This window comes from Rhodococcus sp. 320_ES (genome assembly GCF_059691855.1).
The window spans coordinates 1,311,522-1,338,255 of record NZ_JCAWAG010000001.1 but is presented as its reverse complement, the minus strand read 5'-3'; the positions used below and the strand labels follow the sequence as shown (position 1 = coordinate 1,338,255).

Genomic DNA, 26,734 nt, shown 5'->3' with positions numbered 1-26,734 from the left:
CGGTACGGACAGCCCGCACCGCGCCGAAGAGTCGAGCAATCGGTTTGAATGGCAACCGGACTCGGCCGCGAGCCCCGGAACCATCCCGGAGCTCGCGGCCGCCGCGCTCACGCCGTGTGGTGCACTTCCTGCAGCCCGTACACCGGAGTCGGAATTCCTTCGTACCGAGCCTTGATCTGCAGAGCCAGATACAGCGAGTAGTGGCGCGACTGGTGCAGATTGCCGCCGTGGAACCACAGGTTCTCCTGCTGCGTCGGCTTCCACATGTTGCGCTGCTCGCCCTCCCACGGCCCCGGGTCCTTGGTGGTGTCCGAACCCAGGCCCCAGCACTTTCCGACCTTGTCCGCGGTCTCCTGATCGACGAGATCGGCGACCCATCCGTTCATCGATCCGTAGCCCGTGGCGTAGACGATGAGGTCGGCCGGCAACTCGGTTCCGTCGTCCAGCACGACACCGGTCTTGCTGATCCGCTCGACCTGTCCGGCCATCAGCTTGATCTTGCCGTCCGCCACCAACTCCGAGGCGCCGACGTCGATGTAGTAGCCCGACCCGCGCCGCAGGTACTTCATGAAGAGCCCGCTGCCGTCGTCGCCGAAGTCGTGCTGGAAACCCGCCTTCTCGAGCCGGTCGTAGAAGTCTTTGTCCTGCTCCGCAATTCGTTGATACACCGGGATCTGGAACTCGTGCATGATGCGGTAGGGCAGCGAGGCGAACGTCAGGTCGGCCTTCGCGGTGGTCATGCCCGACTCGACGGCGCGCTCGGAATACAGGTCACCCAACGCGATTTCGCAGAGGGAGTCGGACTTGACGATGTGGGTCGAGGACCGTTGCAGCATGGTCACGTCGGCGCCGGTTTCGTACAGGGCCTTGCAGATGTCGTGTGCCGAGTTGTTCGACCCGACGACGACCACTCGTTTGCCCACGTACGCGTCGGGGCCGGGGTGTTCGCTCGAATGGTGCTGCTCACCCTCGAATTCGTCCATGCCGGGGAAATTCGGCACGTTCTTCTTCCCGGACATTCCGGTGGCCATCACCAGTTGCTTGGGCCGCAGAATCACCTCCTCGCCGTCCCGATCGACGACGACGGTCCATTCCTTCTTCTGCTCGTCGTAGGTGGCGGATTTCGCGGTGGTCTTGGTCCAGTACGGAACCTCCATCACCTTCGTGTACATCTCGAGCCAGTCGCCGATCTTGTCCTTGGGTGCGAAGACCGGCCAGTTCGGCGGAAAAGGAAGGTATGGCAGATGGTCGTACCAGACCGGGTCGTGCAGGCACAGAGACTTGTACCGGCCGCGCCACTGATCGCCGGGCCGCTCTGCGCGGTCCACCACGATGGCGGGAACACCCAGCTGCCGGAACCGCGCTCCGAGCGCGATCCCGCCTTGCCCGCCGCCGACCACCAGGACGTACGGCTGCGTTCCGTATCCCAGGTCCTTCTCCTCGGCTTCCTTGCGTTCGGCCCAGCTCTGGGTGTCGGCGTTCGATCCATGCACCGCACCCTTGATGCGTGAGGCGCCCAGTCGTTCCTCGAAGCCTTTCAACTCCTGCATGGTCGTCAGGAGCGTCCAGGCGAGGTCGTCGCCGGAGTCGGGGTCCGCGACCAGCCGCAGGTGGCCCTTGCCGCGGCTCGTGGCGGTTTCGAACTCGATCCAGGCGGAGACGACGCCGTCGGCTTCGTCTGGTTCCTCCGTGGTGTGAAACCCGCTGGGGTCGGTGTCGCCCAGTCGGTGCGTCAGCAGGTCGGCGACGCCGTCACGGCCTTCGACGGTCTTGATGTTCCAGGTGAACGTCACGAGGTCGCGCCAGAAGCTGTCGACGGCGAACATGCCGGCGGCTCGGTCGACGTCACGCGCTTCAAGAGCCCTCTCGAAGTCCGCGAGCCAGGTGTCGACGCGCTCCTGTGGAGTGCGGGTCCGTGCGGTCTCGATGGGATCCATCGTCTGGGTCATGCGTGCTCCCTCGTTGTTCGTGTGCTGATGATCTGTGACCCAGCACACTCCCCGTAGGAGGCGGCGTCGAGAGTTGCAACGGGTTGCAGCCGGCCCGACCTTCGCCATTGCAACGCGCTGCAACCCTGGCGGCTGTGCGGCGGGTCACATAGACCTGCGTACATACCGAATCGAGTCAGGAGCGAGAACCGATGCGCGCAGCTGTGTACTACGGACCGAACAAGCTGGAGATCACCGATGTCCCGGAACCCTCACCGGGCGCAGGGCAGGTCAAGGTGAAGGTGGGGTTCAACGGGATCTGCGGAACCGACCTCCACGAGTACTACGCGGGTCCGATCTTCATTCCCACCTCGCCGCACCCGCTGACCGGTCAGGAGTTGCCGTTGGTGATCGGGCACGAGTTCTCCGGAACGATCACCGAACTCGGATCCGGTGTGACCGGTATGGCGGTGGGGGACAGGGTTGCCGTCGAACCGCTGTACCGCTGCGGTCGGTGCGGACCCTGCAAGGCGGGCAACTACAACATCTGTGCGCAGATCGGCTTCCACGGATTGATGTCCGACGGCGGGATGGCCGAGTACACCGTGGTTCCGACCGACATGATTCACCTCCTGCCCGATTCCGTCTCCCTCGAACTCGGCGCCCTCGTGGAGCCGATGTCCGTCGCGTATCACGCAGCGACACTGGGCGATCCGAAGCCGGAGGACACCGCGATGGTGTTCGGCGCCGGCCCCATCGGCATCGGCCTGTGGTTCGCTCTGCGCGGCAAGGGAGTCGAGAACGTGTACGTCGTCGAACCGTCTCCCACGCGCCGAGCGTCGATCGAAGCGCTCGGTGCGTCGACCCTCGATCCCACGTCTGTCGACGTGCCGGCGTTCATCGCGGACCGGACCGACGGCCGCGGGGCGGACGCGATCTACGACGCCGCCGGCGTGCAGCCTGCGGTCGAGACCGCACTGGGATGCATCGGCGCCCGCAAACCTGTGGTGAGCGTGGCGATCTACGAGAAGCCGCTCACCACACCGCTGCAGAAACTGGTGATGAACGAATCGAGAATTCAGGGCTCGCTCTGCTACACCTCGGCCGACTACGAGGCGGTGATCGATCTGATGGGTCGAGGCCACTACGACACCGCCGGATGGGTCGAGACGATTGCTCTGGACGCGGTGATCGACGACGGTTTCGAGGCCCTTCACGCCGGAACCAAGATGAAAGTGCTGGTCGATCCCTCTGTCTGACCGATTCTTGCGCAGCCATGTGACCGAGCGCACACTCGGTGACGATGACTGAGAGCGCAAGCCCGGAGCCCGCGGTAGCGGCGGGCGAGGACCCCCGCCGCTACGCACGAATATTGACGGCGGTCTACGACGCGACGATGGCCGGCGACCGAACCCCGGCCAGACCGCGGGACGTGATCGGCGACTCCTGGCAGCGGCTGCGATCGCTCGGCGTCGATCCGGATCAGGCGCAGCCCCCGGACGAGATCATGGATGGATTCGACCTCGAGGTTTCGCGCCGAGAGTCCGGTCTCGAGGACATACTCGACGGGCTCACCGGTGGACTGCAGACGTTGACCGAGGGCGGCGACAACATTCTCGTCGTCGCCGACCACACCGGGCGGGTGCTCTGGCGCAGCGGCACACCCTCTGTCCTCACCCGTGCCGACCGGCTCGGGTTCGTCGAGGGTGCCAGTTGGGCAGAGGATTCGGTGGGGACCAATGCCATCGGCACGGCCCTCGTCTCGCGGAAATCGGTCCAGGTGTTCTCCGCGGAACACTTCGTACGCAGTCACCACGCCTGGACGTGCGCCGGCTCGCCCATACGGGACCCGCGGACCGGCCGCGTCATCGGCGCAGTCGACGTCAGCGGGCCCGCCGAGACAGTGCATCCGACGACGCTCGCCCTGATCGACACCGTGTCGCGACTGGCGGAGGCGCAGCTGCGAGAGCAACACCGGACGACCCTCGACCGCTTGCGTTCGGTGGCCGCGCCGATGCTCGCGAGGTCGACCCGGCCCGCTCTCGCCGTCGACCGACACGGATGGGTGGCGGCGGTCGAGTCGGTGCCGACACGCGCCCGGGTCGCGCTGCCCGACGAGGTGTCCGCGGGCACGTCGTGGTTCCCGTCGCTCGGCGTGTGCGACGTGGACCCACTGCCCGGCGGGTGGCTGGTTCGACCCGTCGAGCTCGGCGATGCCGAGGTCGTCGGCGAGAGCGGATCGACGACGCTCGGGATAGACCTGAGAGACCCGAAGCGGACCGTGATCACGATCCGGAGCCCGTTCGGCGACTGGACTCACGAGGCGACTCCGCGACACGCCGAGATTCTGTACGTCCTCGCCACGAACCGGGACGGACGCTCGGCCTCGCAACTGGCGACCGACCTGTTCGGCGATCAGGGTCGGGCCATCACGGTGCGGGCCGAGATGTCGCGACTGCGCAAGTATCTCGCCGGTGTCGTGCTCACCCAGCCCTACCGAATCGACGAGTCCACAACGATCGAACTCGGCCTGCCGGCCGATCCGAGCCGATTGTTGCCCCACTCGACCGCTCCTGCGATCAGAGCGGCGAGATTCGCCCGGTAGAACTGTCTGTCATGGACACCCGACTCGAGCGAGAGGCCGTCACCGCGGCGCTCCGGAACTTCGTCCCCTCCAACGTGGAGGAGCCGTCGGGCCGAGCCGCTGCGGTGGTCGTCGCTCTCGGCGGTGAGCCGGGGGACCGCCGGATGATCCTGACCAAGCGCCCGTCCCGCATGCGCGCGCACCCGGGCCAGTTCGCACTCCCCGGAGGATCCATCGACCCCGGCGAGACGCCCGAGGAGGCCGCGGTGCGCGAGCTCGCCGAAGAAGTGGGCGTCACGGTCGGGACGGATGCGGTGCTGGGCCGGCTCGACGACTACGTGACGCGATCGGGGTTCGTGATCAGACCCTTCGTCGTCTGGGTCGCGGACGCGCAGGACGAGCCGACGGCCAATCCCGACGAGGTCGAGTTCCTGTATTCGGTCACCACCGCCGAGCTCGACGTCGACGCGCGGTTCGTCGCGATCGAGGAGTCGCCGCGACCGGTGATTCAGTGGCCGTTCCGGCAGTCGTTGGTACATGCCCCGACGGGTGCGATCGTGCACCAGTTCCGTGAGGTGGTCCTGGCGGGTCGTCACACGCGGGTGGCCGAGTTCGAGCAACCCGTGTTCGCGTGGCGCTGAGTCGTTCTCGCCTCCCGTCGAAGCGCCCGCGGTATGGCAGGCTGACCGCATGATCGAGCCATCGCAGCCGGACCGGATCGTGACGGTTCCCAATGCGCTCAGCGTGCTGCGATTGCTGGGGATTCCGGTGTTCGTCTACCTGCTGCTCGGTCCCCGAGCAGACGGCTGGGCGCTGGCATTGTTGATGACCATCGGTGCAACCGATTGGCTCGACGGAAAGCTGGCCCGGCTGCTCGACCAAACGTCGCGGCTCGGAGCGCTTCTCGATCCGCTCGTCGATCGAGTGTTCGTCGTGACGACGTTGGTCGCCTTCGCGATTCGCGACATCATTCCGTGGTGGGTCGCGGTGGTGCTGATCGGCCGAGACGCCGTTCTGGGGTTGACGATGTTCGTCTACAAGCGCCGCGGGCTTCCCCCGCCCGACGTCATCTATCTCGGCAAGGCGGCGACCTTCGTCCTGATGTCCGCTCTGCCCATTCTGCTTGCTGCGCAGGGGGATTGGGCGATAGCGGTGGTGGCCGACCCGGTGGGTCACGCACTGCTGGTGTGGGGGACCGGTCTCTACCTCTGGACAGGTGCCCTCTACCTGATCAAGTCGATCAGGGTGGCGCGCGAGATTCCCGTGGCCGGCGGCCCCGCGGCGAAGCAGGGGTCGTCTTGCGGGATGGTGAAGTGCGCCAATACGCTCCCCGATGGGCCGACGGCCCGCGGACATGAACGAAAGGAACTGGTGAGGGTGAGCGAGACCGATATCCCGACCGAGTTGAAGTACACGGCCGAGCACGAATGGGTGCAGCGCACGGGGCCGACCGCGGTGCGGGTGGGTATCACGGACTTCGCACAGTCCCAGCTCGGTGACGTCGTGTTCGTGCAGCTGCCGACCGTCGACGAGGCCGTCGCATCGGGTGAGTCGCTCGGCGAGGTCGAATCGACCAAGTCCGTGTCCGACATCTATTCGCCCTTGTCCGCGAAAGTGGTTGCGGTGAACGGTGAATTGGACGGCGACCCGGAGCTCGTCAACACCGACCCCTACGGCGCAGGCTGGTTGGTCGACCTGTCGGTCGATTCCGAGTCCGAACTCGACGACCTCCTCGAGGCGATGCTGGACGCCGAGGCGTACGCGGCGATCACAGAGGCATAACGTATTGCCGCCGAACTACCTGTAAGCACCGCCATGCATACCCGCGCGCAAGGTACGGTCGGTAGGGTCCTCACGAGTGGTCACGACCGGACCTCGTGTCGCACCGGCATGGTTGACAGAGCACTAGCACGAGTCGGACGACCGTGACCGAGAATGTCCTGAATTGCCTTCCGCATCAGTCGGGGCAGTCAGATCGAGGAGGAGAAACGTGAGCGATAACGGCAACGATGGCGTGTACGGCGAGTCGCCCGCAGAGACGACGTCCGTCTTCCGGGCCGATTTCCTGAACGAGCTGGACAAGGCCGCTCCGTCGAACACCGAAGCTCCGGTGTCGGGTGTCGAAGGGTTGCCCGTCGGGTCGGCTCTTCTCGTGGTCAAGCGCGGTCCCAACGCGGGCTCCCGCTTCCTGCTCGATCAGCCGACCACCTCCGCCGGTCGCCACCCGGACAGCGATATCTTCCTCGACGACGTCACCGTCAGTCGTCGGCACGCGGAATTCCGTCAGGAAGAGGACGATTTCCAGGTCGTCGACGTCGGCAGCCTCAACGGCACCTACGTCAACCGCGAACCCGTCGACTCGGCCGTCCTCGCGAACGGCGACGAGGTACAGATCGGCAAGTTCCGTCTCGTGTTCCTCACCGGTCCCCGTGGCTCCGCGGGCAGCCAGATCGGTGAAGCGTCTGCAGGTGCAGGTAGCCAGTGACGGCGGTCGGGCAGCAGTCTCGCGGAGGGATGTCGATCGGCACCGTCCTCGATCGACTGCGGCCCGACTTTCCCGACGTCACCATCTCGAAGATTCGCTTTCTCGAGGCCGAGGGCCTCATCTCGCCCGAGCGAACGGCGTCCGGTTATCGCCGGTTCTCGATCGAGGACTGTGAGCGTCTGCGCTACGTGCTGACCGCTCAGCGTGATCAGTACCTACCGCTGAAGGTGATCAAGGAACAGCTCGAGGCGATGGACGAGGGGAGCGCCGCGGTGGCGCCCCCGGTGGCCCGTCGACCTCGGACCCTGGCCGTGGCTCCCGGCAGTGTGTCCCCGGACGAGTTCCTCGCGGACCCACAGACCCGGATGAGCAAGGCGGATCTGTTGGAGCGCGCGGGAATCGACGACGCGTTCCTGGCTCAGTTGCGTTCGGCCGGACTGGTGACCCCGGGTCCCGCCGGCTTCTACGACGACGAGGCAGTGGTGTTGGCCCGGACCGCGTCCGCGATGACCGAGTTCGGTCTCGAGGTGCGACACCTGCGTGCGTTCAAACTTGCCGCCGACCGCGAGGCGGGTCTCGTGGCCCAGATCGCCGGCCCGGTGGCGATGAGCCGGGACGCCGGCGCCCGCGACCGCGCCGAAGAGCTCGTTCGCGAACTCGCGGCCCTGTCGCTGATGCTGCACACATCCCTTGTCAAGCAGGCAGTTCGGGGCATGCTCGATCGGTAGACCCTCGGTGAGCACGGGCCGTGAACCCCTGCATCGCCGTCGGTGTGAATAGACTGGAGAGGCGGCCCTAGTGACCGCGAATGACGTCTCGGAGTAACACCAGGTGGGAGGCAGGCGCGATGAGCGAGATGCGCGTGATCGGGATCCGGGTCGAGCAACCGCAGAATCAGCCGGTGCTTCTTCTTCGCGAGTCGGACGGTGATCGGTACCTCCCGATCTGGATCGGCCAGACCGAAGCGAGCGCCATCGCACTCGAACAACAGGGTGTGCAGCCGCCACGTCCGCTGACGCACGATCTGATCCGGGACATCGTGACCGCACTCGGGCATACGCTCAAGGAAGTCCGCATCGTCGACCTCCAAGAGGGCACGTTCTACGCAGATCTGGTTTTCGAGAAGAACATCCGGGTCTCGGCGCGCCCCTCCGACTCGGTGGCGATCGCGCTGCGAGCCGGGGTGCCGATCTTCGCCGAAGAGGCGGTGCTGGCCGAAGCGGGGTTGATCATGCCCGACGAGAGCGAGGACGAGGTCGAGAAGTTCAAGGAATTTCTCGAGTCGGTGTCGCCGGACGACTTCAAGGCCACGGACGGTTGATAACAGTTCAGTCTCACCCTCGACTTGAGGTTGAGGTTTGGGCGTGGCGCGTTGATCCTGGTCGCTCGGACCCCTAGCGTTCGGTCCAGCAAGCGTCGAGGTCGTGCGAAGGACGTGTTGCCGGGTCGGTGGGGCTGTAGTCTTCAACTACTGCGTTCCCCGAGCGCCCGGCGGTACGGAACTCGTTGCCAGGACGCGCAACGGGAGATCCGAGAGGGAGTAATCACGTGGCAGATCAGCCGCAGGAGCCGGAGCAGATGACACTGCTCGCTCCGAACGTCGCCGACGTTCAGCCGGGCTTGTTCCCCGATGACTCCATCCCCGACGAACTCGTCGGATACCGCGTTCCCAGCGCCTGCCAGATCGCCGGAATCACCTACCGACAGCTCGACTACTGGGCCCGGACCGGCCTCGTGGTTCCGTCCATTCGCGGGGCGGCGGGTTCGGGAAGCCAGCGTCTGTACTCGTTCAAGGACATTTTGGTTCTCAAGATCGTCAAGCGACTTCTCGACACCGGCATCTCGCTGCAGAACATCCGCGTGGCCGTTGATCACCTGCGTCGCCGAGGTGTGGCCGACCTCGCTCGCATCACCCTCTTCTCCGACGGCACCACGGTGTACGAATGCACGTCCGCCGAGGAAGTGGTCGACCTCCTCCAGGGTGGGCAGGGAGTCTTCGGAATCGCGGTGTCCGGGGCGATGCGCGAACTCACCGGCACCATCGCCGACTTCCCGGCAGAGCGTGCCGACGGCGGCGAGAGCGAGCCCACACCCGAGGACGAGCTCGCGTCGCGCCGCAAGAACCGGTCCTCACGCAAGACCGGCTAGACTCGACTCTGCGTCGTAGTCGCACGGGAGAGTTCCGTAGCGCGGTGAACATCTGCCGCGGTGCGGACGCCGAAGGAGCAACACCTCTCCGTCAATCTCTCAGGCACCCAGGACCGTGCGGGCCCCGACGCCTCTGGAAAGTGGTGGATCCACCCACCCGCCCACGGTGAAAGGCGCCGACCGAACGGTCGGCAGCCGAATCTCTCAGGCGCCCGGAACCACGGGCAATCGACAGAGGGGGAGGCGCGAACGTCCGCCCGACTGCGGCGATCGTGCGGCTCGTCTCGGTTCGAGGTGTGGAGAACACTATGAGTCAGTCCCCAGTACGCACATTCGTCGATCGTCATGTCGGTCCGGACGCGTCCGACACCGAGAAGATGCTGGCGGTCATCGGCGTCGCAGACCTCGACGAACTCGCCGCGGCCGCAGTTCCGGCCACCATCCTCGACGGGTCCACGGACGGCATCGCCGACGGTCTGGACGTACTTCCGGCCCCGGTCGACGAGCACCGCGCGTTGGCCGAGCTGGCCGAACTCGCGAGCCGAAACACCGTGTCCACGTCCATGATCGGACTCGGCTACTACGACACGCTCACCCCGCCCGTGCTGGTGCGCAACATCCTGGAGAGCCCGGCCTGGTACACGGCCTACACCCCCTACCAGCCCGAGATCAGCCAGGGCCGCCTCGAAGCGCTGCTCAATTTCCAGACCATGGTCTCGGACCTGACCGGAATGGACATCGCCAACTCGTCCATGTTGGACGAGGCGACCGCGGCGGCCGAAGCGATGACTCTGCTGCGCCGGGCGAACAAGTCGAAGTCGCCTCGTCTGGTGATCGACACGGACCTGTTTCCGCAGACGAAGGCAGTGGTGGCGACGCGCGCCGAACCGCTGGGAATCGAACTCGTCGAAGCCGATCTGGCCGACGGGCTGCCCGACGGCGAGTTCTACGGCGTCCTCGCTCAATACCCGGGCGCCTCGGGCCGCGTGCTCGACCTCACCGGCGTCATCGCCGACGCGCACGAGCGTGGTGCGCTCGTCGCCGTGGGCGCCGATCTCCTCGCTCTGACTCTTCTGACGTCTCCCGGCGAGCAGGGCGCCGACGCCTGCTTCGGCACCTCGCAACGCTTCGGCGTGCCGATGGGCTTCGGCGGTCCGCACGCCGGCTACCTCGCCGTGCACTCCGCACGCGCCCGCCAGCTGCCCGGTCGCCTGGTCGGCGTGTCCGTCGACGCGGACGGCAACCCCGCGTACCGGTTGGCTCTGCAGACCCGCGAGCAGCACATTCGCCGCGAGAAGGCGACGTCGAACATCTGCACCGCGCAGGTGCTCCTCGCCGTGGTCGCGGCGATGTACGCCAGCTACCACGGAGCCGATGGACTCACCGCCATCGCGCGACGCGTTGCGAGCCGCGCGTCGAGTATCGGCGCAGGCCTCACAGCGCTGGGTGTCGACGTCGTGCACGAGCACTTCTTCGACACCGTCGTGGCGCACGTGCCCGGTGGTGCTGCCGACGTCGTGGCACAGGCCAAAAGCGCGTACGGAATCGACCTTCGCCTGATCGACGACGATCACGTCGGCATCGCGTGTGACGAGACGACCACGACGCAGACGGTCTCCGACGTGCTCGGCGCATTCGGGGCCGAGTCCACTGTCGACGCGGTGTCTGTCGACGCTGCGTCCGAACCGGCCATTCCCGCCGAGATGGCGCGGACGTCGGACTTCCTGACGCACCCCGCGTTCACCCGGTACCGCACCGAGACCTCGATGCTGCGCTACCTGCGTGCGTTGTCGGACAAGGACATTGCGCTCGATCGAAGCATGATCCCGCTCGGGTCGTGCACCATGAAACTGAACGCCACCGCCGAGATGGAGCCCATCACGTGGCCCGGCTTCAACCGGCTGCATCCGTTCGCGCCCCTGGCAGACGTTCCCGGAATGATGTCGCTGATCGACGACCTGGAGAAGTGGCTCGTCGCGGTCACCGGCTACGACTCCGTCAGCCTTCAGCCGAACGCCGGCAGCCAGGGTGAGTACGCGGGTCTTCTGGCCATCCGCGAATACCACCGCAGCCGCGGGGACGACCAGCGCGTCGTCTGCCTGATCCCGTCGAGCGCCCACGGCACCAACGCGGCGTCCGCGGTCATGGCCGGGATGAAGGTCGTCGTGGTCGCGTGCCGAGAGAACGGCGACGTCGACGTCGAGGACCTGCGTACAAAGGTCGACACGCACCGCGACACGCTGGCCGCGATCATGATCACCTACCCGTCCACGCACGGGGTGTACGAGCACGAGATCGCCGACATCTGCGCGGCGGTGCACGACGCCGGCGGTCAGGTGTACGTCGACGGTGCGAATCTGAACGCTCTGGTCGGCGTCGCCCGTCCGGGCCGATTCGGAGGCGACGTCAGCCACCTGAATCTGCACAAGACGTTCTGCATCCCGCACGGCGGCGGTGGCCCCGGCGTCGGTCCCATCGGGGTCCGGGAGCATCTCGCTCCGTTCCTCCCGGGTCACCCCTCGGTGCCGGGTCTCGTTCCCGGCGAGGGCGGCGGCGCCGGAGCGGTGTCGGCCGCGCCCTACGGCAGCGCCTCGATCCTGCCGATCACCTGGGCCTACATCCGCATGATGGGGGCGACCGGCCTGCGACGCGCGACGCTGACCGCCATCGCGTCGGCAAACTACATCGCCCGCCGGCTCGACGAGTACTTCCCCGTCCTCTACACCGGTGACCGGGCCATGGTGGCCCACGAGTGCATCCTGGACCTGCGGCCGATCACGAAGAAGACCGGCGTCACGGTCGACGACGTCGCGAAACGACTGGCGGACTACGGGTTCCACGCACCCACGATGAGCTTCCCGGTCTCGGGAACGCTCATGGTCGAGCCGACGGAAAGCGAGAGCCTGGAGGAGATCGACGCCTTCTGCGACGCGATGATCGCGATCAAGGGCGAGATCGACCGGGTCGGTTCGGGGGAGTGGCCCGTCGACGACAACCCACTGCGCGGCGCTCCCCACACGGCGCACGCGTTGGTGGCGCAGGAGTGGCCGCACCCGTATTCACGCGAGATCGCCGCCTACCCGCTCGGTACGACTCGGCCGAAGGTGTGGCCGAGTGTGCGGCGCATCGACGGTGTGCACGGCGACCGCAATCTCGTCTGCTCGTGCCCGCCCATCGAGGCGTTCGCCTGATCGGAGCGTCTCACCCTTCCTTCGCGAGCAGGCGGTCGACCGTCGCAGCGAAGGAAGGGTCCGACGACGTCGCCTCCACGAGCTCACCGCCGGTCTGTTGCGCCAGCGTGCGCAGCGTCGCGAGATCGGAGTTCGGCGCCAGGGAGACGACGTCGATGCGCACCGGCCGGGCCGGGTCGGGCCGAACGTTCGTGAGGAACGTCGCCGCCGTCAGCGAGGTGTCGTCGTTGGGGCCGTCGGTGATCAGCAGCAGCGAATTGCTCCGCCCGGCGTCCCAGTTGTCGACGGCCGCACGGTAGGCCGCCTGCACCGACACGTAGGTGGACGTGGCGGTGGCGGGACGCAGCGCGGACAGATCGGATTCGAGCGCCGATCGTCGACCGTCCGCTCCCAGCGGACCTGTCGGCTCCTCGACGCGGTACGCGGTGGTCCCGTCGAGATTGCGGCTGTAGACCCACAATCCGACGTCCGCCGAGTCCGGCCGACGGGCTATGCCCGCCGACAGTGCGCGGGTGGTGTTGGTGAGTCTCGACGCCGAGCCGTCGACGGTCTCCATGGACCCCGAGACATCGAGGAGCACGGTGGTGGTGTTGGGGGAGACGGGGTTCGCGAGAGTCGACGCCACGGCAGCGGACGCGCCGGCCGCAGGTGTCGGTGCAGGTTGTCCGATCGCCACGAACTCGAGTCCGTCGGAGTTGGCCGGCGCGACCGGCCGTCCGTCCGGTCCTGCGACTCGGAAACCGGCCTGCCCCAACACGTTCTGCTGCTGCGGGTTCAGAACGTAGTCCACGAACTCCGCCGAGGCGCTGCTCTGGGTCTCGTCGACGCCGGAGAGCACGACGGCTGGATGGTCGGCGATGGGTGTGGCCCCGGCCGGTCGGTAGACGGAGAGCGTCGAGCCTGCCTTGCGCGCGGCGTAGACCTGCTGCTCCGTGGCGGGGACCGCGTGGAACGTACCTTGCGCAGGATCGGCCTCCGACACGATCTGCGCGAGCGCGGCGGCCGTATCCGCGGGCGGCTCCGCTCGGTCGGCGAGAGCGAGTTGCGACAGACCGGCAACGACCGGCGCGGCGGACGCCTGCTCCGCGGTCAGCGGTTCGGTCGTCGCCCCGGCGAGCCCTATTGCTACCGCGTCCGTCGCGAGAGTCGTTGCGTCGGAACCCGGCCCGGTCGGCAGAGCCATGCGCAGCGCACCCCATCCGGCGAGGCCGATCGAGTCGAGCGAACCGGGGACCCCGGCCAGGCGTGGCAGGTCGGCCCAGCCCGCGGCAGCTCCGCCGAGGGCTGCGGTGAGCTGGGCGGGCGCGGCGAGGACCACCGGGCTCGATGCGAGAGTCTTCGGTGTGCCGTTGACCAGGCCGGTCTTCTCCACCACGGGGGCCGCTGCGGCCGAGCTGCTCGGTATCCACAGCGACGGGCGGGGCCCCGCAGTGGGCGAGTTCGCCAGAATGGCCGACGCCTCGGCCGCCGACGGCGCGCTGGTGACATCGAGCGTGATGCAGTGATCGCGCACCACCGGCGCCGTGTCGTTCCACCGTCCGGCGAGTTCGGTGATTCTGTCTGCGATGTCGGGATCGGCCGACACCTCGACGGTCATCGGCCCCTCGACGCATGTCTGCGCAGCTTCGGCTCCCTGATCGGAGATCTGGTTGCGAAGCTGGAACCATCCGAACACCATCGCGGCAACCACCACGAGAGCGACGACGGCGATGATCGGGCCCTTGCTGACGCCCCGACCTGCTCCGTCGTCGCTCTCGCGGCGGTGTTCGCCCATGATTTACGCGTTTGCGGCTTTGTACTCGCGGCGGCGCGCGTGCAGGATCGGCTCGGTGTAACCGTTCGGCTGCGACGTGCCTTCGAGGATGAGGTCACGCGCCGCGAGGAACGCGATGTTCGAATCGGGGTCGTCGGCCAGGTTGCGGTAGGTGGGATCGCCCTCGTTCTGCCGATCCACCACCGGCGCCATCCGCTTCAAGGACTCGACGACGTCACTCTCGCTCACCACACCGTGACGCAGCCAGTTGGCGACCAACTGGCTCGAAATGCGAAGCGTGGCACGGTCTTCCATGAGCGCGACATCGTTGATGTCGGGGACCTTGGAGCACCCGACGCCGTGGTCGATCCAGCGCACGACGTAGCCGAGGATGGACTGGGAGTTGTTGTCGAGTTCGTTGCGCTTCTCGTCGTCGGTCCAGTCGGTGGACGGAGCCAACGGGATCTCGAGGATGTCGTCGACGGACGCCCGCTTGGACTTCGCTATCTCCTCCTGGCGGGCGAAGACGTCCACCTGGTGGTAGTGCAGCGAGTGCAAGGTGGCTGCGGTCGGCGACGGAACCCAGGCAGTGTTCGCGCCCGCCTGTGGGTGCCCGATCTTCTGCTCGAGCATGTCGTGCATGAGGTCCGGCATCGCCCACATGCCCTTGCCGATCTGAGCCTTGCCCTCGAGCCCGGCGGCGAGGCCGGTGTCGACGTTGAAGTCCTCGTAGGCGGCAATCCACTTCTGCTTCTTCATCTCGGCCTTGCGCACCACCGGGCCCGCGAGCATCGAGGTGTGGATCTCGTCGCCGGTGCGGTCGAGGAAGCCGGTGTTGATGAAGACCACGCGTTCCTTGGCGGCCTGGATGCACGCCTTGAGGTTGACCGTGGTGCGGCGCTCCTCGTCCATGATGCCGACCTTGAGCGTGTTGGCCGGCAGACCCAGAACGTCTTCGACGCGTCCGAACAGTTCGTTCGTGAACGCGACCTCCTCGGGCCCGTGCATCTTCGGCTTCACGATGTACAGCGAACCGGTCCGGCTGTTCTTCAGCTTCGTGTCACCGCTGAGGCTGTGCATGCCCGTCAAGGACGTGAAGACGGCATCGAGGATGCCCTCGGGAACCTCGTCGCCGTTCTTGTCCAGGATCGCGTCGCTCGTCATCAGGTGGCCGACGTTGCGCACGAACAGCAACGACCGGCCGTGCAGCGTCAGCTCGGAGCCGTCGAGTGCGGTGTACGTGCGGTCGGGGTTCATCGTGCGGGTGAAGGTCTTCCCGCCCTTGGTGACTTCCTCGGCGAGGTCGCCGCGCATGAGGCCGAGCCAGTTGTGGTAGCCGAGCACCTTGTCGTCGGCGTCGACCGCGGCAACCGAATCCTCGAAATCCATGATGGCGGTGACGGCGGACTCGAGCACGACGTCCTTGACGCCGGCGGCGTCGGTCTTGCCGATCGAATCCTCCGGGTCGATCTGAAGCTCGAAGTGCAAACCGTTCTGCACGAACAGGATTCCGGTGGGAGCGCCGGCGTCGCCGGTGTAGCCCAGCAGCAGGCTCGGGTCGGCCAGGCCGACCGTCTCCCCGGAGGACAGCGTCACGGCGAGCGCGGACCCGTCGACGACGTACTTGGTCGCGTCCACGTGCGAGCCCGACGCGAGAGGCGCCGTGTCGTCGAGAAACTTGCGGGCGAAGGCGATGACCTTGTCGCCGCGCACCTTGTTGTACGAGGTGCCCTTCTCGGCGCCGTCCGTCTCGGGAATGGCATCGGTTCCGTACAGCGCGTCGTAGAGCGAACCCCAGCGCGCGTTGGAGGCGTTGATGGCGAATCGGGCGTTGAGCACCGGCACCACGAGCTGCGGCCCCGCGGTGGTGGTGATCTCGGTGTCGACGCCGTCGGTGGTGATGTGGAAGTCGGCGGGCTCGTCCTCGAGGTACCCGATTTCCTTCAGGAACGCCTTGTACTCGGACCGGTCGTAGCCCGTGCCCGGGTGCTCGGAGTGCCACGCGTCGAGCTTGCCCTGGATCTCGTCTCGCTTGGCCAGCAGTTCGCGGTTCTTGGGCGACAGGTCGTCGATCACCTTCTCGGTACCGGACCAGAACGCTGCGGAGTCGACACCAGTGCCGGGTAGAGCCTGCTTCTCCACGAAGTCGTAGAGCACCGTGGCCACCTGCAAGCCGCCGACCTGGACGCGTTCCGTCATGAATGCCTCACTTCGCTTCGTTCGTCACGGACGTTGCGCCCGCGCTGGACAGAAGTACATGTTACTTACCGGTAGCCGAGCAGCCGTCGGCAGAGCTGCGACACTTCGTCGCGGAGCGGTGCCGCCGCGGCCGACACCTCGGCCTGGGCCCGAACGTACTCGGCCCGGCCCGCCGCGGTCTCGATTTCGACCGGCGCGTATCCGAGGTCGCTCAGGTCGTAGGGGCTGGCCCGCATGTCGAGCTCGCGCGCCCGCAGGGCCAACTCGAAACACCGGAGAACCAGTTCCGACGGAACCAGGGGACCGAGTTTCGTGCACCACTTGTAGAGGTCCATGTTGGCGTGCAGGCACCCCGGTTGCTCGAGCGGAAGCTGATCCTCCCGGGCCAACTCACGGACGTTCAGCGGAGCGGCCTCGGGCGTGAAGAACCGAAACGCGTCGTAATGGGTGCACTTCAACTGAGCGGCCTCGACGACCCGGTCGGTTCCGGCCGACCCCAGCCGCAGTGGTGCGTCGTGCCGGATCGCGGCCGGATCGCTGCGGTAGACCATTGCCCACTCGTGCAGTCCGAAGCATTTGAGGACCGGCTCGCGTGCCGCGGTGACACGGGTCAGGCGCTCGACGAACTCGAGCGTCGAGCCGCGTCGGCGCAGGAACTCGTCGCACACGCGCACGGCTGTCGGCTCGAAGGACTCGTCTTCCTCGAAGCCGGTGGATCCGACGAATTCGCGAGCGGCCGCGCCGGTGAGGACGGTTCCGAAGCCCGGACTCCACCGGCGGAGCAGTCCAGGTTTCAGGTTGTAATAGGTGAAGAGGAAGTCCAGAACCGGGTGCGCACGTCCGTACTGTCGAGCCTCGGCGTACGACCCCACGAGTGCGTCCACGCGCTCGCGATGGTCGGTTCGCCTGGTGATCCACGCGGCCTCGTCGAGAACCTCGAACTGCACTTCGGTGACGCTCACGACTTCCGCGACCCCGGAACGTAGTCGTCGCCTCGGTGCGTTCCGTCACGCACGGTCCCGACGAACTCCTCCACGACGTCCTCGAGCGCGACGATGCCGATGGTGCCGACGCCGTTCTCCACCACCGCGCCGAGGTGCGCACGCTGGCGTCGCAGGGCGGACAACGCTTCGTCCAGCGGGGTCGAGACGTCGACGATGGGCAGCGGGCGGACGTCCGCCCGCGGAATCACCGAATCCGGGCCGGAGGATTCGTCGACCATCAGATCGAGAACGTCCTTGAGGTGCAGGTAACCGATGAGACCGTCGTTCTCGGCGCGAACCGGATACCGCGAGAAGCCGGTCTCGCGCACGGCCTCCTCGATGGCGCCCAGCGTCGGCCCGGACGGGCCCGTCACGATGGTCCGGGCGATGTCGAGCGGAATGAGCACGTCCCGCACGGTCCGGCCGGTGGTGTCGAGCGCCTGACGCAACCGCCGATGCTCGCCCTCGTCGATCAGACCCTCGGACCGCGACTCGCCGATCATCTCCGACAGCTCGGTCGCGGACACGCTCGAGCTCAGCTCGTCCTTGGCCTCGACGCGCAGGGCGCGCAGGACGAGGTTGGCGCTGATGTTGTAGAAGCCGATCAGCGGGTGCGCCACCTTGAGCCACACGAGATGGATCGGGACGAGCAGCATGGCCGTCTTCTCCGGCCCGGCGATGGCGATGTTCTTGGGCACCATCTCGCCGATGAGAATGTGCAGGACCACCACCAGTGCCAGCGCCAGCGCGAACGCGATGGGGTGCAGGAGCGCCTCGGGGACGTGGACGAGGTCCAGTGGGGCCTCGATCAGGTGGGCCACCGCCGGTTCGCCCACTCGGCCCAGCAGGATCGAGCAGATCGTGATGCCGAGCTGAGCGGCCGCGAGCATCAGCGACAGGTTCTGGCCCGCCTCGATGACCGTCTGTGCGCGCTTCTTACCTTGCGCCACAAGGTTTTCGAGCCGATCGCGGCGAGCGGAGATGAGAGCGAACTCGGCGCCCACGAAGAACGCGTTGAGCAGCAGCAGAACCGCGGCCAGAAGAACGCCGTAGAGATCATTCATCGGTGTCACCTGCCGCCGCGAGTTGCGCGAGCTCGTCCTGCGGAACCGGTCGAATGAGGATGCGATCGATACGGCGACCGTCCATTGCCATGACCGTGGCGATCCATCCACCGCTGCCCTCGGAATCGACGTCCCGCGGCGGCGGCAGAGCGACCTGCTCGCCCTCCTGCGGGATGCGTTCGAACTGCGTCAGCACCAAGCCGCCGAGGGTGTCGTACTCGCCTTCGGGCGCGGTGTAACCGGTGGCCACGTCGACCTCGTCGATGCGCAGCAAGCCCGAGCACAGCCACCCGTCGTCGGTGCGCTGGACGTCGATCTCCGGCTGATCGTGCTCGTCGCGCACGTCACCGACGATCTCCTCGATGAGGTCCTCCATCGTCACCATGCCCGCCGTACCGCCGTACTCGTCGACGACCAGCGCAACCTGCATGCCGTCGGCCCGCACCCGATCGAGCACCGTGTCGCCGTCGAGGCTGGCGGGGACGTTCGGGACGCGCTGGGCCAAGGTGCTCAGCTCCGTGGTGGGGCGTGCGTGCGCGGGAATCGTGAAAGCGTGCTTGATGTGCACGACGCCCAGCGTGTCGTCGAGGTCGCCCTCGACGATCGGAAATCGGGAGAAGCCCGTCCGGGCGGCGACGGCGATGAGGTCGGCGACGGTGTCGGTCGCGGCCAACGTCTCGATCTTGACGCGCGGGGTCATCAGTTCCTCGGCGCTGCGCTCGCCGAACTGCAGCGACCGGTCCACCAGCAGCGCCGTTCCCTCGTCGAGCGAGCCCTGCTCCGCCGAACTTCGAACCAGCGAACCCAGTTCCTGAGGTGACCGCGCCGAGCGCAGTTCCTCCGCCGGCTCGACGCCGAGTCGGCGCACGATCCAGTTGGCGGTTCCGTTGAGTCCGTTGATCGCCCACCGGAAGATCAACGAGAAGCCCGCCTGGAGGCCCGCCGTCGCGCGGGCGGTCTTCAGCGGCGCGGCGATCGCCAGATTCTTCGGCACCAGTTCGCCGAACACCATCGACACCGACGTGGCGATCACGAGCGCCAAGGCCAGGGCGATGCCACCGGCCAGGTCGTCGTCGGCGCCCAGGGCGGTCAGTCCCGGTGTGATGAACTGCGCCAGAACGGGTTCGGCGATGTATCCGGTGATGAGCGTGGTGATCGTGATGCCGAGCTGCGCGCCGGACAGCTGAAAGGACAGCGTCTTGTGCGCGTGCTGAACCTGCCGCGCGCGCCGGTCACCGTCACGCGCGTGCGAGTCGACGGTGCTGCGCTCGAGGGCGGTCAACGAGAACTCGGCCGCGACGAAGATGGCGGTGCCGGCCGTCAGTGCGACGAACCCGACGAGGCTCGCGATGGTGATCAGAACGGTCATCGGTCGTCACCGTGCGCGCAGAGTGACCGGGGCTGGGGTAGATCGCCGGGTTCGGGACCCGGCTCGGTAGAGGACCCCTCCGATGCGGGAGCTGTGAGAGTAGGTGCCGCGGGCACCGTGGTCCTTTCGGTAGAAAAATGCTGCAGATCGAAACAAGTGCACCGACGGCAAAACTGACCGTGCGGTGTGATCACTGTACCGGCGACGACCGACTTCGTGGACGTGCCGGGCCTCTCACCGCGTGTGATGTCACCAACCGGCAGGAAGGGGACGGCCTTCCGCGAAACCTGCTGCCGACTGCACTCCGAGCACGGCGTCGCGGTGCAGCTCTTCGAGCGAGCGCGCTCCCGCGTAGGTGCAGGTACTGCGCACACCGGCGCAGATGTGGTCGATGAGGTCCTCCACGCCGGGGCGTTCGGGATCCAGACGCATGCGCGAGCTCGAGATGCCTTCTTCGAACAGCCCTTTTCGTGCACGGTCGAAGGCGCTGTCGGCGGCGGTGCGGGCCGCAACGGCACGCTTGGACGCCATGCCGAAGCTCTCCTTGTAGGCGTTGCCCGACGAGTCCACCCGAAGGTCTCCGGGCGACTCGTAGGTGCCGGCGAACCAGGATCCGATCATCACGTTGGCTGCGCCCGCGGCAATGGCGAGGGCCACGTCCCGCGGATGGCGAACGCCGCCGTCTGCCCAGACGTGCTTGCCCAGTTCCCGTGCCGCCGAGGCGCATTCACGCACTGCCGAGAACTGGGGGCGTCCCACTCCGGTCATCATGCGGGTGGTGCACATCGCGCCGGGTCCCACACCGACCTTCACGATGTCGGCGCCGGCCTCGATGAGATCGCGGGTGCCCGACGCGGACACGACGTTGCCGGCCGCGATGGGCACGCCGAGACCGAGGTCGGCGACGGACCGAAGCGCCTCGAGCATCTTCTCCTGGTGGCCGTGTGCGGTGTCGAGCACGAGCAGATCGGCACCGGCGTCGACGAGCGCCTTGGCTTTGCTGCCGACGTCGCCGTTGATGCCGACCGCTGCTGCGATGCGCAACCGGCCGTTGGTGTCGGTCGCGGGGCGATAGATCTCGGCGCGCAGTGCCCCGGTCCTGGTCAGAACACCGGCCAGGGATCCGTCGCCGTGAGTGAGGACTGCGAGGTCTTCGTGCCGCTCCTCGAGCAGTTCGAACACTGCGCGTGGATCGGTGTCGACGGGCGCGGTCACGAACGCCGACGTCGCGACGGTGCCCAGCCGGGCGAAACGATCGACGTCGGTGCACGAGTTCTCGGTCACCACCCCGACAGGGCGATCACCGTCCACCACCACGACGGCCCCGTGAGCCCGCTTGTGCATGAGTGCGAGTGCGTCCGAGACCGACGCATCGGGCGCGAGGGTCACCGGGGTGTCCGCGACCAGGTGACGCGACTTCACGAACGCCACGGTCTCGGCGACGGCGCTGGTGGGGAGATCCTGAGGGATGACGACGATGCCGCCGCGGCGCGCGACGGTCTCCGCCATGCGTCGCCCGGAGACAGCCGTCATGTTGGCGACGACGATCGGGACGGTGGTACCGGAACCGTCGACGCTGGAGAGATCGACGTCGAACCTCGACGTCACGTCGGTCCTGTTCGGGACGAGAAAAACGTCGTCGTAGGTCAGGTCGTACGGCGGCTGAGGACCGGGGAGGAATTGCACGTTGTACGAGGGTACGCGGTTCGGGCCGTTATACGGAATCGATCGAATCGACGCCGACGTCGTCCGTGCCCACCACAGCCTGCTCTCGGGAGAGAAGGATCGCGCTCGCGATCATCGCCACGACGGCGGCGCCGACCACGACGAACCCCACCCCGCCGGTGCGCAGGCGTTCGTCGAGAACCGCAATTCCGAGCACCGCTGCGCCGATCGGTTCTCCGACCGTCACCGCGGGGAGGGACGCCGCGAGGGGACCGACTTGAAAAGCCTTCTGCTGCAAGTAGAACCCGGTGACCCCGGATGCGACCAGCGCCCAGGTCTGCCACGCCGAGACGGTCTGCAGCACACCGTCTCCGACCAGGTCGGTGACGTATTTGGTCAGTGCGACGGCCACTCCGAACAGAACGCCGCCGGCCGACCCGAGGAGGAGCGCACGCCAGCGCGGATCTCGACTGGCGAACGCCGCCGCCGTGGCCACGCCGCAGGCGCCCACGACCGCGCCCAGTGGAAGAGCCCATTGAGACCACGGTGCGTCGGTGTTGCCCTCGGTGGGGTTACCGACCGCCAGGAACACGACCAGAGACGCGGCGAGAAGGGACGCGAACACCCACGTCGAGCGGCGCATGGTGAGGCCGGAGAACCGCGCCGACAGGGGGAGTGCGAACAGGAGCATGGACACCAGCAGCGGCTGGACGATCAGGACCGACCCGACCGCGAGCGCGGCGACCTGAACCAGATACCCACCGGCGTCACCGATCAGCCCTGCCCACCAGCGTTTGCTGCTGATCAGTCCGGAGACCAGGGAGCGACCGTCCGGCACCGCGGACGCGGCGCTCTGCTGGGCGACGGCGCCGCACGCGAAGAGCAACGCCGCCACCAGCGAGAGAACGATCGCCGCGATCGGCACCGTCGTCAGGCTTCGACTTCGGACCTGTCGCCGCTCCAGAGCGTGTGGAACTTGCCCTCGGCGTCGATGCGCTCGTAGGTGTGCGCACCGAAGAAGTCCCGCTGACCTTGCGTCAACGCGGCGGGCAGCCGCTCGGCCCGCAGGGCGTCGTAGTACGAGAGTGACGACGCGAACGCCGGGACGGGGATGCCGAGCGATGCGGCCGTGATCACGACACGTCGCCAACTGTCGATGGCGTTCTCGATGGCCTCACGGAAGTACGGCGCCAGAATCAGGCTGGGCAGATCGGCGTCGTCGTCGTACGCATCCTTGATCCGGTTGAGGAACTTCGCCCGAATGATGCAGCCACCTCGCCAGATGGTGGCGAGGTCGCCGGGGTGCAGGTTCCAGTCGTATTCGGCACTGCCCGCGGCGATCTGGTCGAATCCCTGCGCGTACGCCACGATCTTGGAGGCGTACAGCGCGCGGGAGATGTCGTGGGTGAACTGCTCGGCATCGGACGGCTTCTCGGCCATCGAACCCGACGCCAGCCCGACGGCGGCCTTGCGCTGCCCACGCGCACCCGAGAGTGCGCGAGCGAACACGGCCTCCGCGATCCCGGTCACGGGGACGCCGAGATCCAGGGCGGCCTTGACCGTCCAGCGGCCGGTGCCCTTCTGCTCAGCCGCGTCGACGATGACGTCGACAAGCGGCTTGCCGGTCTTCGCGTCGACCTGCTTGAGCACCTCGGCGGTGATCTCCACGAGGTAGCTCTCGAGGTCGCCGGAGTTCCACTCGGTGAAGACGTCGGCGATCTGCGCGGGGGAGTACCCCAGAGCGTCGCGGAAGAGGTTGTAGGCCTCGCCGATGAGCTGCATGTCGGCGTACTCGATGCCGTTGTGCACCATTTTCACGAAATGGCCGGAACCGTCGGGACCGATGTGGGTGCAGCAGGGGGTGCCGTCGACCTTCGCGGAAATTTCCTCGAGGAGGGGGCCGAGTGCCTTGTAGGAGTCGACAGGACCGCCCGGCATGATCGACGGACCGTTCAGTGCACCTTCCTCGCCGCCGGAGATTCCCGCGCCCACGAACAGAAGGCCGCGGTCCTTCATGGCCGCCTCGCGCCGAATGGTGTCGGTGTAGAGGGCATTTCCACCGTCGATGATGATGTCGCCCTCCTCCATCGCGCCGGCCAGCTCCTCGATGACCGCGTCGGTGGGCTCACCCGCCTTGACCATGATCAGCACGCGACGCGGCTTCTCCAGGCTCGCCACGAACTCCTCGATGGTTTCCGACCGAATGAACGTGCCTTCGTCGCCGTGTTTCTTCAACAACGAGTCCGTCTTGGCGATGCTGCGATTGTGGAGTGCCACGGTGAAACCGTGATGGGCGAAGTTGCGGGCGATGTTGGAGCCCATGACCGCGAGGCCGGTGACACCGATCTGGGCGAGCGTGGACGAGTCCGAAGAAGTCATGACTACAGCTTTCCCTGCGAGGCGGGAATTGGAAACTCGGACAGCCCGTAACGAAGAAAAACGGGACATCGGCTGGTGCCGATGTCCCGTTTCTCGTCAACGGTCGATGCTCAGTCGGTGCTTCCCGCTGCGCGAGAGCGGAATCCGCCGGTTCGCACGGGGCTCTCCGACCGGCCCTGGTAGCCGCCGGTGCTGCGACGGTTCTCGTCGCGCCCTTGGTAGCCGCCGGTGCTGCGACGGTTCTCGTCGCGGCCCTGGTAGCCGCCGGTGCTGCGACGGTTCTCGTCGCGGCCCTGGTAGCCGCCGGTGCTGCGACGGTTTTCCTCGCGGCCCTGGTAGCCGCCGGTGCTGCGACGGTTTTCCTCGCGGCCCTGGTAGCCGCCGGTGCTGCGACGCGAGTCGCTACCGAATCGGCTGGGGCCGGTGGGACGTTCGCGGCGCGGTGCCTCGCGGATGGGGTCGCCGGTCGGTGCCTTGGCTCCGGTGATCGACATCAGCTCGGCCGAACCAGGGGCGACGTCGACTGATGTCACCTTCACTCCGGCCATACCGGTCAACTTGCTGATGGTGCGTCGCTGATTCGGCAACGCGATGGCGACGACGGTGCCGGCTGCGCCCGCACGTGCCGTACGGCCTGCGCGGTGCATGTAGTCCTTGTGGTCCGCGGGCGGATCGACGTGCACGACAAGATCGATGCCGTCGACGTGGATGCCGCGGGCGGCGACGTCGGTGGCGACGAGGACCGGCGTGCGGCCGGTCTTGAAGCGCTCGAGCACGCGGGTGCGCTGGTTCTGTGCCTTGCCGCCGTGCAGCGATTCGGCGTGAATGCCCACTGCGCGAAGACGATCGGTGATTCCTTCGCAGCCGAGCTTGGTGCGCGCGAACATGATGGTGCGACCCTCACGCGAACCGATCTCGGCGAGGACGATGTCCTTCTGACCGCGACCGACGTTGAGCACGTAGTGGTCCATCGATTCGACGGCGGCCTTGCTGTCACCGGTGGAGTGTTGCACGTGATCGGCCAGGAACTGCCGGACGAGAGACTGAACCTCGCGGTCGAGCGTCGCGGAGAACAGAAGACGCTGACCGTTCTGCGCGGTCTGGCCGAGGATGTCGCGCACCTCGGGCAGGAAGCCCATGTCCGCCATTTGATCGGCCTCGTCGAGTGCGGTGATCTCGACGTTCTCGAGGACACAGGTGCCCTGGCGCAGGTGGTCGTTCAGGCGGCCGGGCGTTGCGACGAGAACGTCGACGCCGCGTCGCAGCTGATCTGCCTGGCGGGAGAACGGTGTGCCGCCCACGGCGGGACGGACCGTCAGGCCGAGGGCCGACGCGTACGAGGTGAGGGAATCGACGACCTGGAATGCGAGCTCACGGGTCGGAACCAACACCAGGGCGCGGGGGCGCTTGGGGGCCGGTCGATCGTCGCGGCCGGCGAGGCGAGTGAGCATCGGAAGCCCGAAGGCGAGCGTCTTGCCGGACCCGGTCTGGGCGCGCCCCAACACATTTCGGCCCTGAAGGGCGTCGGCGATGGCCATCTTCTGGATCGGAGACGGGACGGTGATCTCGTTGCGGGCCAGTGCGGTGACGATGGCTGCGGGAAGTCCGAGATCAGCGAAGGTGGTCTCGGGGTCGACGAGGACGTTGGGGGTAACGGTGGGAGAAATCGTGGTGTCTGCGCTTGTCAACGCGGTGGTACCTCTCGGGTTGCAGGCGCGTCGCGAAGCAGCGACCTCGTGCGGTCGCGTGAGAGAGACGAGCCAGGGCACTCTTCACCTGGTCATCGATGCGCAAGCTGAGCTCGGGCGCAAATGGAAGGTGTCACAACACTGCAGTACTGATCTGTTGCAGCGCGTTATGTGCCATATCGAAAAATGGACGGTTCGGTTGTGAACCACAGGTAACACTACAGGGCGAGTGCACTTTCGTTCGACTCGTGTGAGCCAGTCGACTATTTCCGGGACCGTCAGCGGGTGAGGAGACGGGATAGTTCGGTGAGCCAGGGGACCGCGACGTAGACGGTGGGCACCACCAGGATTCCGGCTGCTGCGGTGTACGCGGCGATCGACGTGGCCCGGTCGGGGCCGGCGCCGCCGAGGCGCTGCACTCGTACGAGGGTGCTGGGACCGCCCGCCGCCATTGCCCCCTTGGGCGCCGCCGATCCCGCGCATGCGACCAGTGCTCGCGCCAGGGGGCGGGGACCGGTGACCTTGACGGCCGAGTCGTCGGCGAGAAGCTCGACCAGAAGTTGCACGGCGCCCAGCGCGGACTTGCTGCGCACGATCCGCGGGAATGCCTCGTTCACGGCCGTGAACGCCTCGAGCACCAAGTCGTGGCGAGCACGCAGGTGCGAGCGCTCGTGGCTGAGAATGGCCGTGAGTTCGTCGCGGTCGAGGCTGGCGAGAGTGCCCTCGGACAGGACGACACGCTGGCGAAGGCCCGGCAGACAGTAGGCGATCGGTTCGTTCGAATCGAGCACGCGGATGTCGGCGCCCTGGCACCCGGGCGTCGACGCCGATCCGCGGTCCAGCAGATCCACGAGCATCCGGTGGCGTGCGCGCCTGCGACGGGTCCGCACGGCGACGAGAGACGACGCGTAGATCAGTCGAGCGCCGATCACCAGCGTGATCGCGAGAACGACGACGTACAGGGTCCACAGCGGGACGCCGAGGGCGTCGATTTCGGCGGTCGGCGCGGTGGTCGGTCGGCCGTCGGCACCGGGAACGAGCAGCTGGCTCGCGATGGCCAGGCCGGAACTGAACGCGGAGAGCACCGCCGCCAGCGCGATTGCCTGCCAGAGCACCAACGCAGCCCGCGGCGTCCGGTGAGGCCATCGTGCGCGGGCGAGGAGGGCGGGGACGGGCCCGGCGAGGAGGAGCGCCAGCACTGCGAACACCAGCGCTGTCGCCCAGCTCACGTCCTCCATGACTGCTCACTCACTGTCGTGGTCCGGCTGTCGGCTCGCAGTATCCCTACCGGCCTCCGG

General features: G+C 67.1%; 20 protein-coding genes, 1 pseudogene and 1 riboswitch. Of the genes and pseudogenes, 10 read left to right on the top strand and 11 right to left on the bottom strand.

All coding sequences use genetic code 11. The features are described 5' to 3' along the window. Positions 1–107: 107 nt before the first annotated feature. Positions 108–1,949: an NAD(P)/FAD-dependent oxidoreductase gene (locus AC59JP_RS06515; protein ID WP_497324795.1), complete on the bottom strand. Its 1,842-nt coding sequence runs from the start codon at positions 1,947–1,949 to the stop codon at positions 108–110. 191 nt (positions 1,950–2,140) lie between these two features. Between AC59JP_RS06515 and AC59JP_RS06510 the strand changes: the two genes are divergently transcribed. From AC59JP_RS06510 to gcvP, 10 genes and pseudogenes are all read left to right on the top strand, one after another. After that, a complete protein-coding gene (locus AC59JP_RS06510) occupies positions 2,141–3,187 on the top strand; it encodes a 2,3-butanediol dehydrogenase (protein ID WP_497324794.1) in 1,047 nt (348 codons plus the stop codon). Between the two features lie 44 nt (positions 3,188–3,231). Next, a complete protein-coding gene (locus AC59JP_RS06505; RefSeq protein WP_497324793.1) occupies positions 3,232–4,533 on the top strand; it encodes a GAF domain-containing protein in 1,302 nt (433 codons plus the stop codon). An 11-nt stretch (positions 4,534–4,544) separates the two neighbouring features. Continuing rightward, a complete protein-coding gene (locus tag AC59JP_RS06500; protein WP_497324792.1) occupies positions 4,545–5,153 on the top strand; it encodes an NUDIX hydrolase in 609 nt (202 codons plus the stop codon). 49 nt (positions 5,154–5,202) lie between these two features. Further along, a pseudogene (locus AC59JP_RS06495) lies at positions 5,203–5,784 on the top strand (CDP-alcohol phosphatidyltransferase family protein); the annotation flags it as partial. A gap of 33 nt (positions 5,785–5,817) precedes the next feature. Further along, positions 5,818–6,294, top strand: coding sequence for a glycine cleavage system protein GcvH (gene gcvH / locus AC59JP_RS06490; protein WP_497324899.1), 477 nt, complete (start codon positions 5,818–5,820; stop codon positions 6,292–6,294). Between the two features lie 208 nt (positions 6,295–6,502). After that, positions 6,503–6,997, top strand: coding sequence for a glycogen accumulation regulator GarA (garA, locus tag AC59JP_RS06485; protein WP_497324791.1), 495 nt, complete (start codon positions 6,503–6,505; stop codon positions 6,995–6,997). Then, a complete protein-coding gene (gene ftsR / locus AC59JP_RS06480; RefSeq protein WP_497324790.1) occupies positions 6,994–7,725 on the top strand; it encodes a transcriptional regulator FtsR in 732 nt (243 codons plus the stop codon). The genes garA and ftsR overlap by 4 nt, the downstream gene beginning before the upstream one ends. Before the next feature lie 119 nt (positions 7,726–7,844). Beyond that, the gene (locus AC59JP_RS06475; protein WP_188545177.1) at positions 7,845–8,318 is read left to right on the top strand and encodes a bifunctional nuclease family protein; all 474 of its coding nucleotides are present in this window, start codon (positions 7,845–7,847) and stop codon (positions 8,316–8,318) included. Between the two features lie 257 nt (positions 8,319–8,575). After that, the gene (locus AC59JP_RS06470) at positions 8,576–9,145 is read left to right on the top strand and encodes a MerR family transcriptional regulator (protein ID WP_229746022.1); all 570 of its coding nucleotides are present in this window, start codon (positions 8,576–8,578) and stop codon (positions 9,143–9,145) included. Positions 9,146–9,159: 14 nt separating this feature from the next. After that, a riboswitch (glycine riboswitch) is annotated at positions 9,160–9,271 on the top strand. Between the two features lie 182 nt (positions 9,272–9,453). Next, entirely contained in the window at positions 9,454–12,336 is a 2,883-nt protein-coding gene (gene gcvP, locus AC59JP_RS06465; protein ID WP_497324788.1) for an aminomethyl-transferring glycine dehydrogenase, read from the top strand. Positions 12,337–12,346: 10 nt separating this feature from the next. Here gcvP and AC59JP_RS06460 read toward each other — a convergent pair whose 3' ends face one another. The 10 genes from AC59JP_RS06460 to AC59JP_RS06415 all read right to left on the bottom strand — a co-directional run bounded on the left by AC59JP_RS06460 (position 12,347) and on the right by AC59JP_RS06415 (position 26,665). Beyond that, positions 12,347–14,110: a substrate-binding domain-containing protein gene (locus AC59JP_RS06460; protein WP_497324787.1), complete on the bottom strand. Its 1,764-nt coding sequence runs from the start codon at positions 14,108–14,110 to the stop codon at positions 12,347–12,349. 3 nt (positions 14,111–14,113) lie between these two features. After that, positions 14,114–16,288 (bottom strand): malate synthase G, encoded by a 2,175-nt coding sequence (locus tag AC59JP_RS06455; protein ID WP_497324786.1) that lies wholly within the window; start codon positions 16,286–16,288, stop codon positions 14,114–14,116. Between the two features lie 65 nt (positions 16,289–16,353). After that, positions 16,354–17,250 carry a 3-methyladenine DNA glycosylase gene (locus AC59JP_RS06450; protein ID WP_497324785.1) on the bottom strand — a complete coding sequence of 299 codons (897 nt, stop codon included), beginning with the start codon at positions 17,248–17,250 and terminating at the stop codon, positions 16,354–16,356. Next, entirely contained in the window at positions 17,247–18,335 is a 1,089-nt protein-coding gene (locus AC59JP_RS06445) for a hemolysin family protein (RefSeq protein WP_497324783.1), read from the bottom strand. Before AC59JP_RS06445 ends, AC59JP_RS06450 begins: the two co-directional genes overlap by 4 nt. Further along, positions 18,328–19,704, bottom strand: a complete 1,377-nt coding sequence (locus tag AC59JP_RS06440; protein ID WP_497324782.1) for a hemolysin family protein — start codon at positions 19,702–19,704, stop codon at positions 18,328–18,330. The genes AC59JP_RS06445 and AC59JP_RS06440 overlap by 8 nt, the downstream gene beginning before the upstream one ends. A 249-nt stretch (positions 19,705–19,953) precedes the next feature. Continuing rightward, entirely contained in the window at positions 19,954–21,390 is a 1,437-nt protein-coding gene (locus tag AC59JP_RS06435) for a GuaB1 family IMP dehydrogenase-related protein (RefSeq protein ID WP_497324781.1), read from the bottom strand. Between the two features lie 28 nt (positions 21,391–21,418). Then, the gene (locus AC59JP_RS06430; RefSeq protein ID WP_497324898.1) at positions 21,419–22,303 is read right to left on the bottom strand and encodes a DMT family transporter; all 885 of its coding nucleotides are present in this window, start codon (positions 22,301–22,303) and stop codon (positions 21,419–21,421) included. After that, positions 22,300–23,748, bottom strand: a complete 1,449-nt coding sequence (gnd, locus tag AC59JP_RS06425; RefSeq protein ID WP_497324780.1) for an NADP-dependent phosphogluconate dehydrogenase — start codon at positions 23,746–23,748, stop codon at positions 22,300–22,302. Before gnd ends, AC59JP_RS06430 begins: the two co-directional genes overlap by 4 nt. 110 nt (positions 23,749–23,858) lie before the next feature. Next, positions 23,859–25,436 carry a DEAD/DEAH box helicase gene (locus tag AC59JP_RS06420; RefSeq protein ID WP_497324778.1) on the bottom strand — a complete coding sequence of 526 codons (1,578 nt, stop codon included), beginning with the start codon at positions 25,434–25,436 and terminating at the stop codon, positions 23,859–23,861. A 278-nt stretch (positions 25,437–25,714) separates the two neighbouring features. Further along, complete coding sequence (locus tag AC59JP_RS06415) at positions 25,715–26,665, bottom strand: M56 family metallopeptidase (protein WP_497324897.1); 951 nt, start codon at positions 26,663–26,665, stop codon at positions 25,715–25,717. Positions 26,666–26,734 lie beyond the last annotated feature (69 nt).

What these genes read in the sequence shown, in the direction of transcription:
- AC59JP_RS06515 (WP_497324795.1), bottom strand. Translation starts at nt 1,949, where the DNA reads ATGACCCAGACGATGGATCCCATCGAGACCGCACGGACCCGCACTCCA.
- AC59JP_RS06510 (WP_497324794.1), top strand. Translation starts at nt 2,141, where the DNA reads ATGCGCGCAGCTGTGTACTACGGACCGAACAAGCTGGAGATCACCGAT.
- AC59JP_RS06505 (WP_497324793.1), top strand. Translation starts at nt 3,232, where the DNA reads ATGACTGAGAGCGCAAGCCCGGAGCCCGCGGTAGCGGCGGGCGAGGAC.
- AC59JP_RS06500 (WP_497324792.1), top strand. Translation starts at nt 4,545, where the DNA reads ATGGACACCCGACTCGAGCGAGAGGCCGTCACCGCGGCGCTCCGGAAC.
- gcvH (WP_497324899.1), top strand. Translation starts at nt 5,818, where the DNA reads ATGGTGAAGTGCGCCAATACGCTCCCCGATGGGCCGACGGCCCGCGGA.
- AC59JP_RS06475 (WP_188545177.1), top strand. Translation starts at nt 7,845, where the DNA reads ATGAGCGAGATGCGCGTGATCGGGATCCGGGTCGAGCAACCGCAGAAT.
- AC59JP_RS06470 (WP_229746022.1), top strand. Translation starts at nt 8,576, where the DNA reads ATGACACTGCTCGCTCCGAACGTCGCCGACGTTCAGCCGGGCTTGTTC.
- gcvP (WP_497324788.1), top strand. Translation starts at nt 9,454, where the DNA reads ATGAGTCAGTCCCCAGTACGCACATTCGTCGATCGTCATGTCGGTCCG.
- AC59JP_RS06460 (WP_497324787.1), bottom strand. Translation starts at nt 14,110, where the DNA reads ATGGGCGAACACCGCCGCGAGAGCGACGACGGAGCAGGTCGGGGCGTC.
- AC59JP_RS06455 (WP_497324786.1), bottom strand. Translation starts at nt 16,288, where the DNA reads ATGACGGAACGCGTCCAGGTCGGCGGCTTGCAGGTGGCCACGGTGCTC.
- AC59JP_RS06445 (WP_497324783.1), bottom strand. Translation starts at nt 18,335, where the DNA reads ATGAATGATCTCTACGGCGTTCTTCTGGCCGCGGTTCTGCTGCTGCTC.
- AC59JP_RS06440 (WP_497324782.1), bottom strand. Translation starts at nt 19,704, where the DNA reads ATGACCGTTCTGATCACCATCGCGAGCCTCGTCGGGTTCGTCGCACTG.
- gnd (WP_497324780.1), bottom strand. Translation starts at nt 23,748, where the DNA reads ATGACTTCTTCGGACTCGTCCACGCTCGCCCAGATCGGTGTCACCGGC.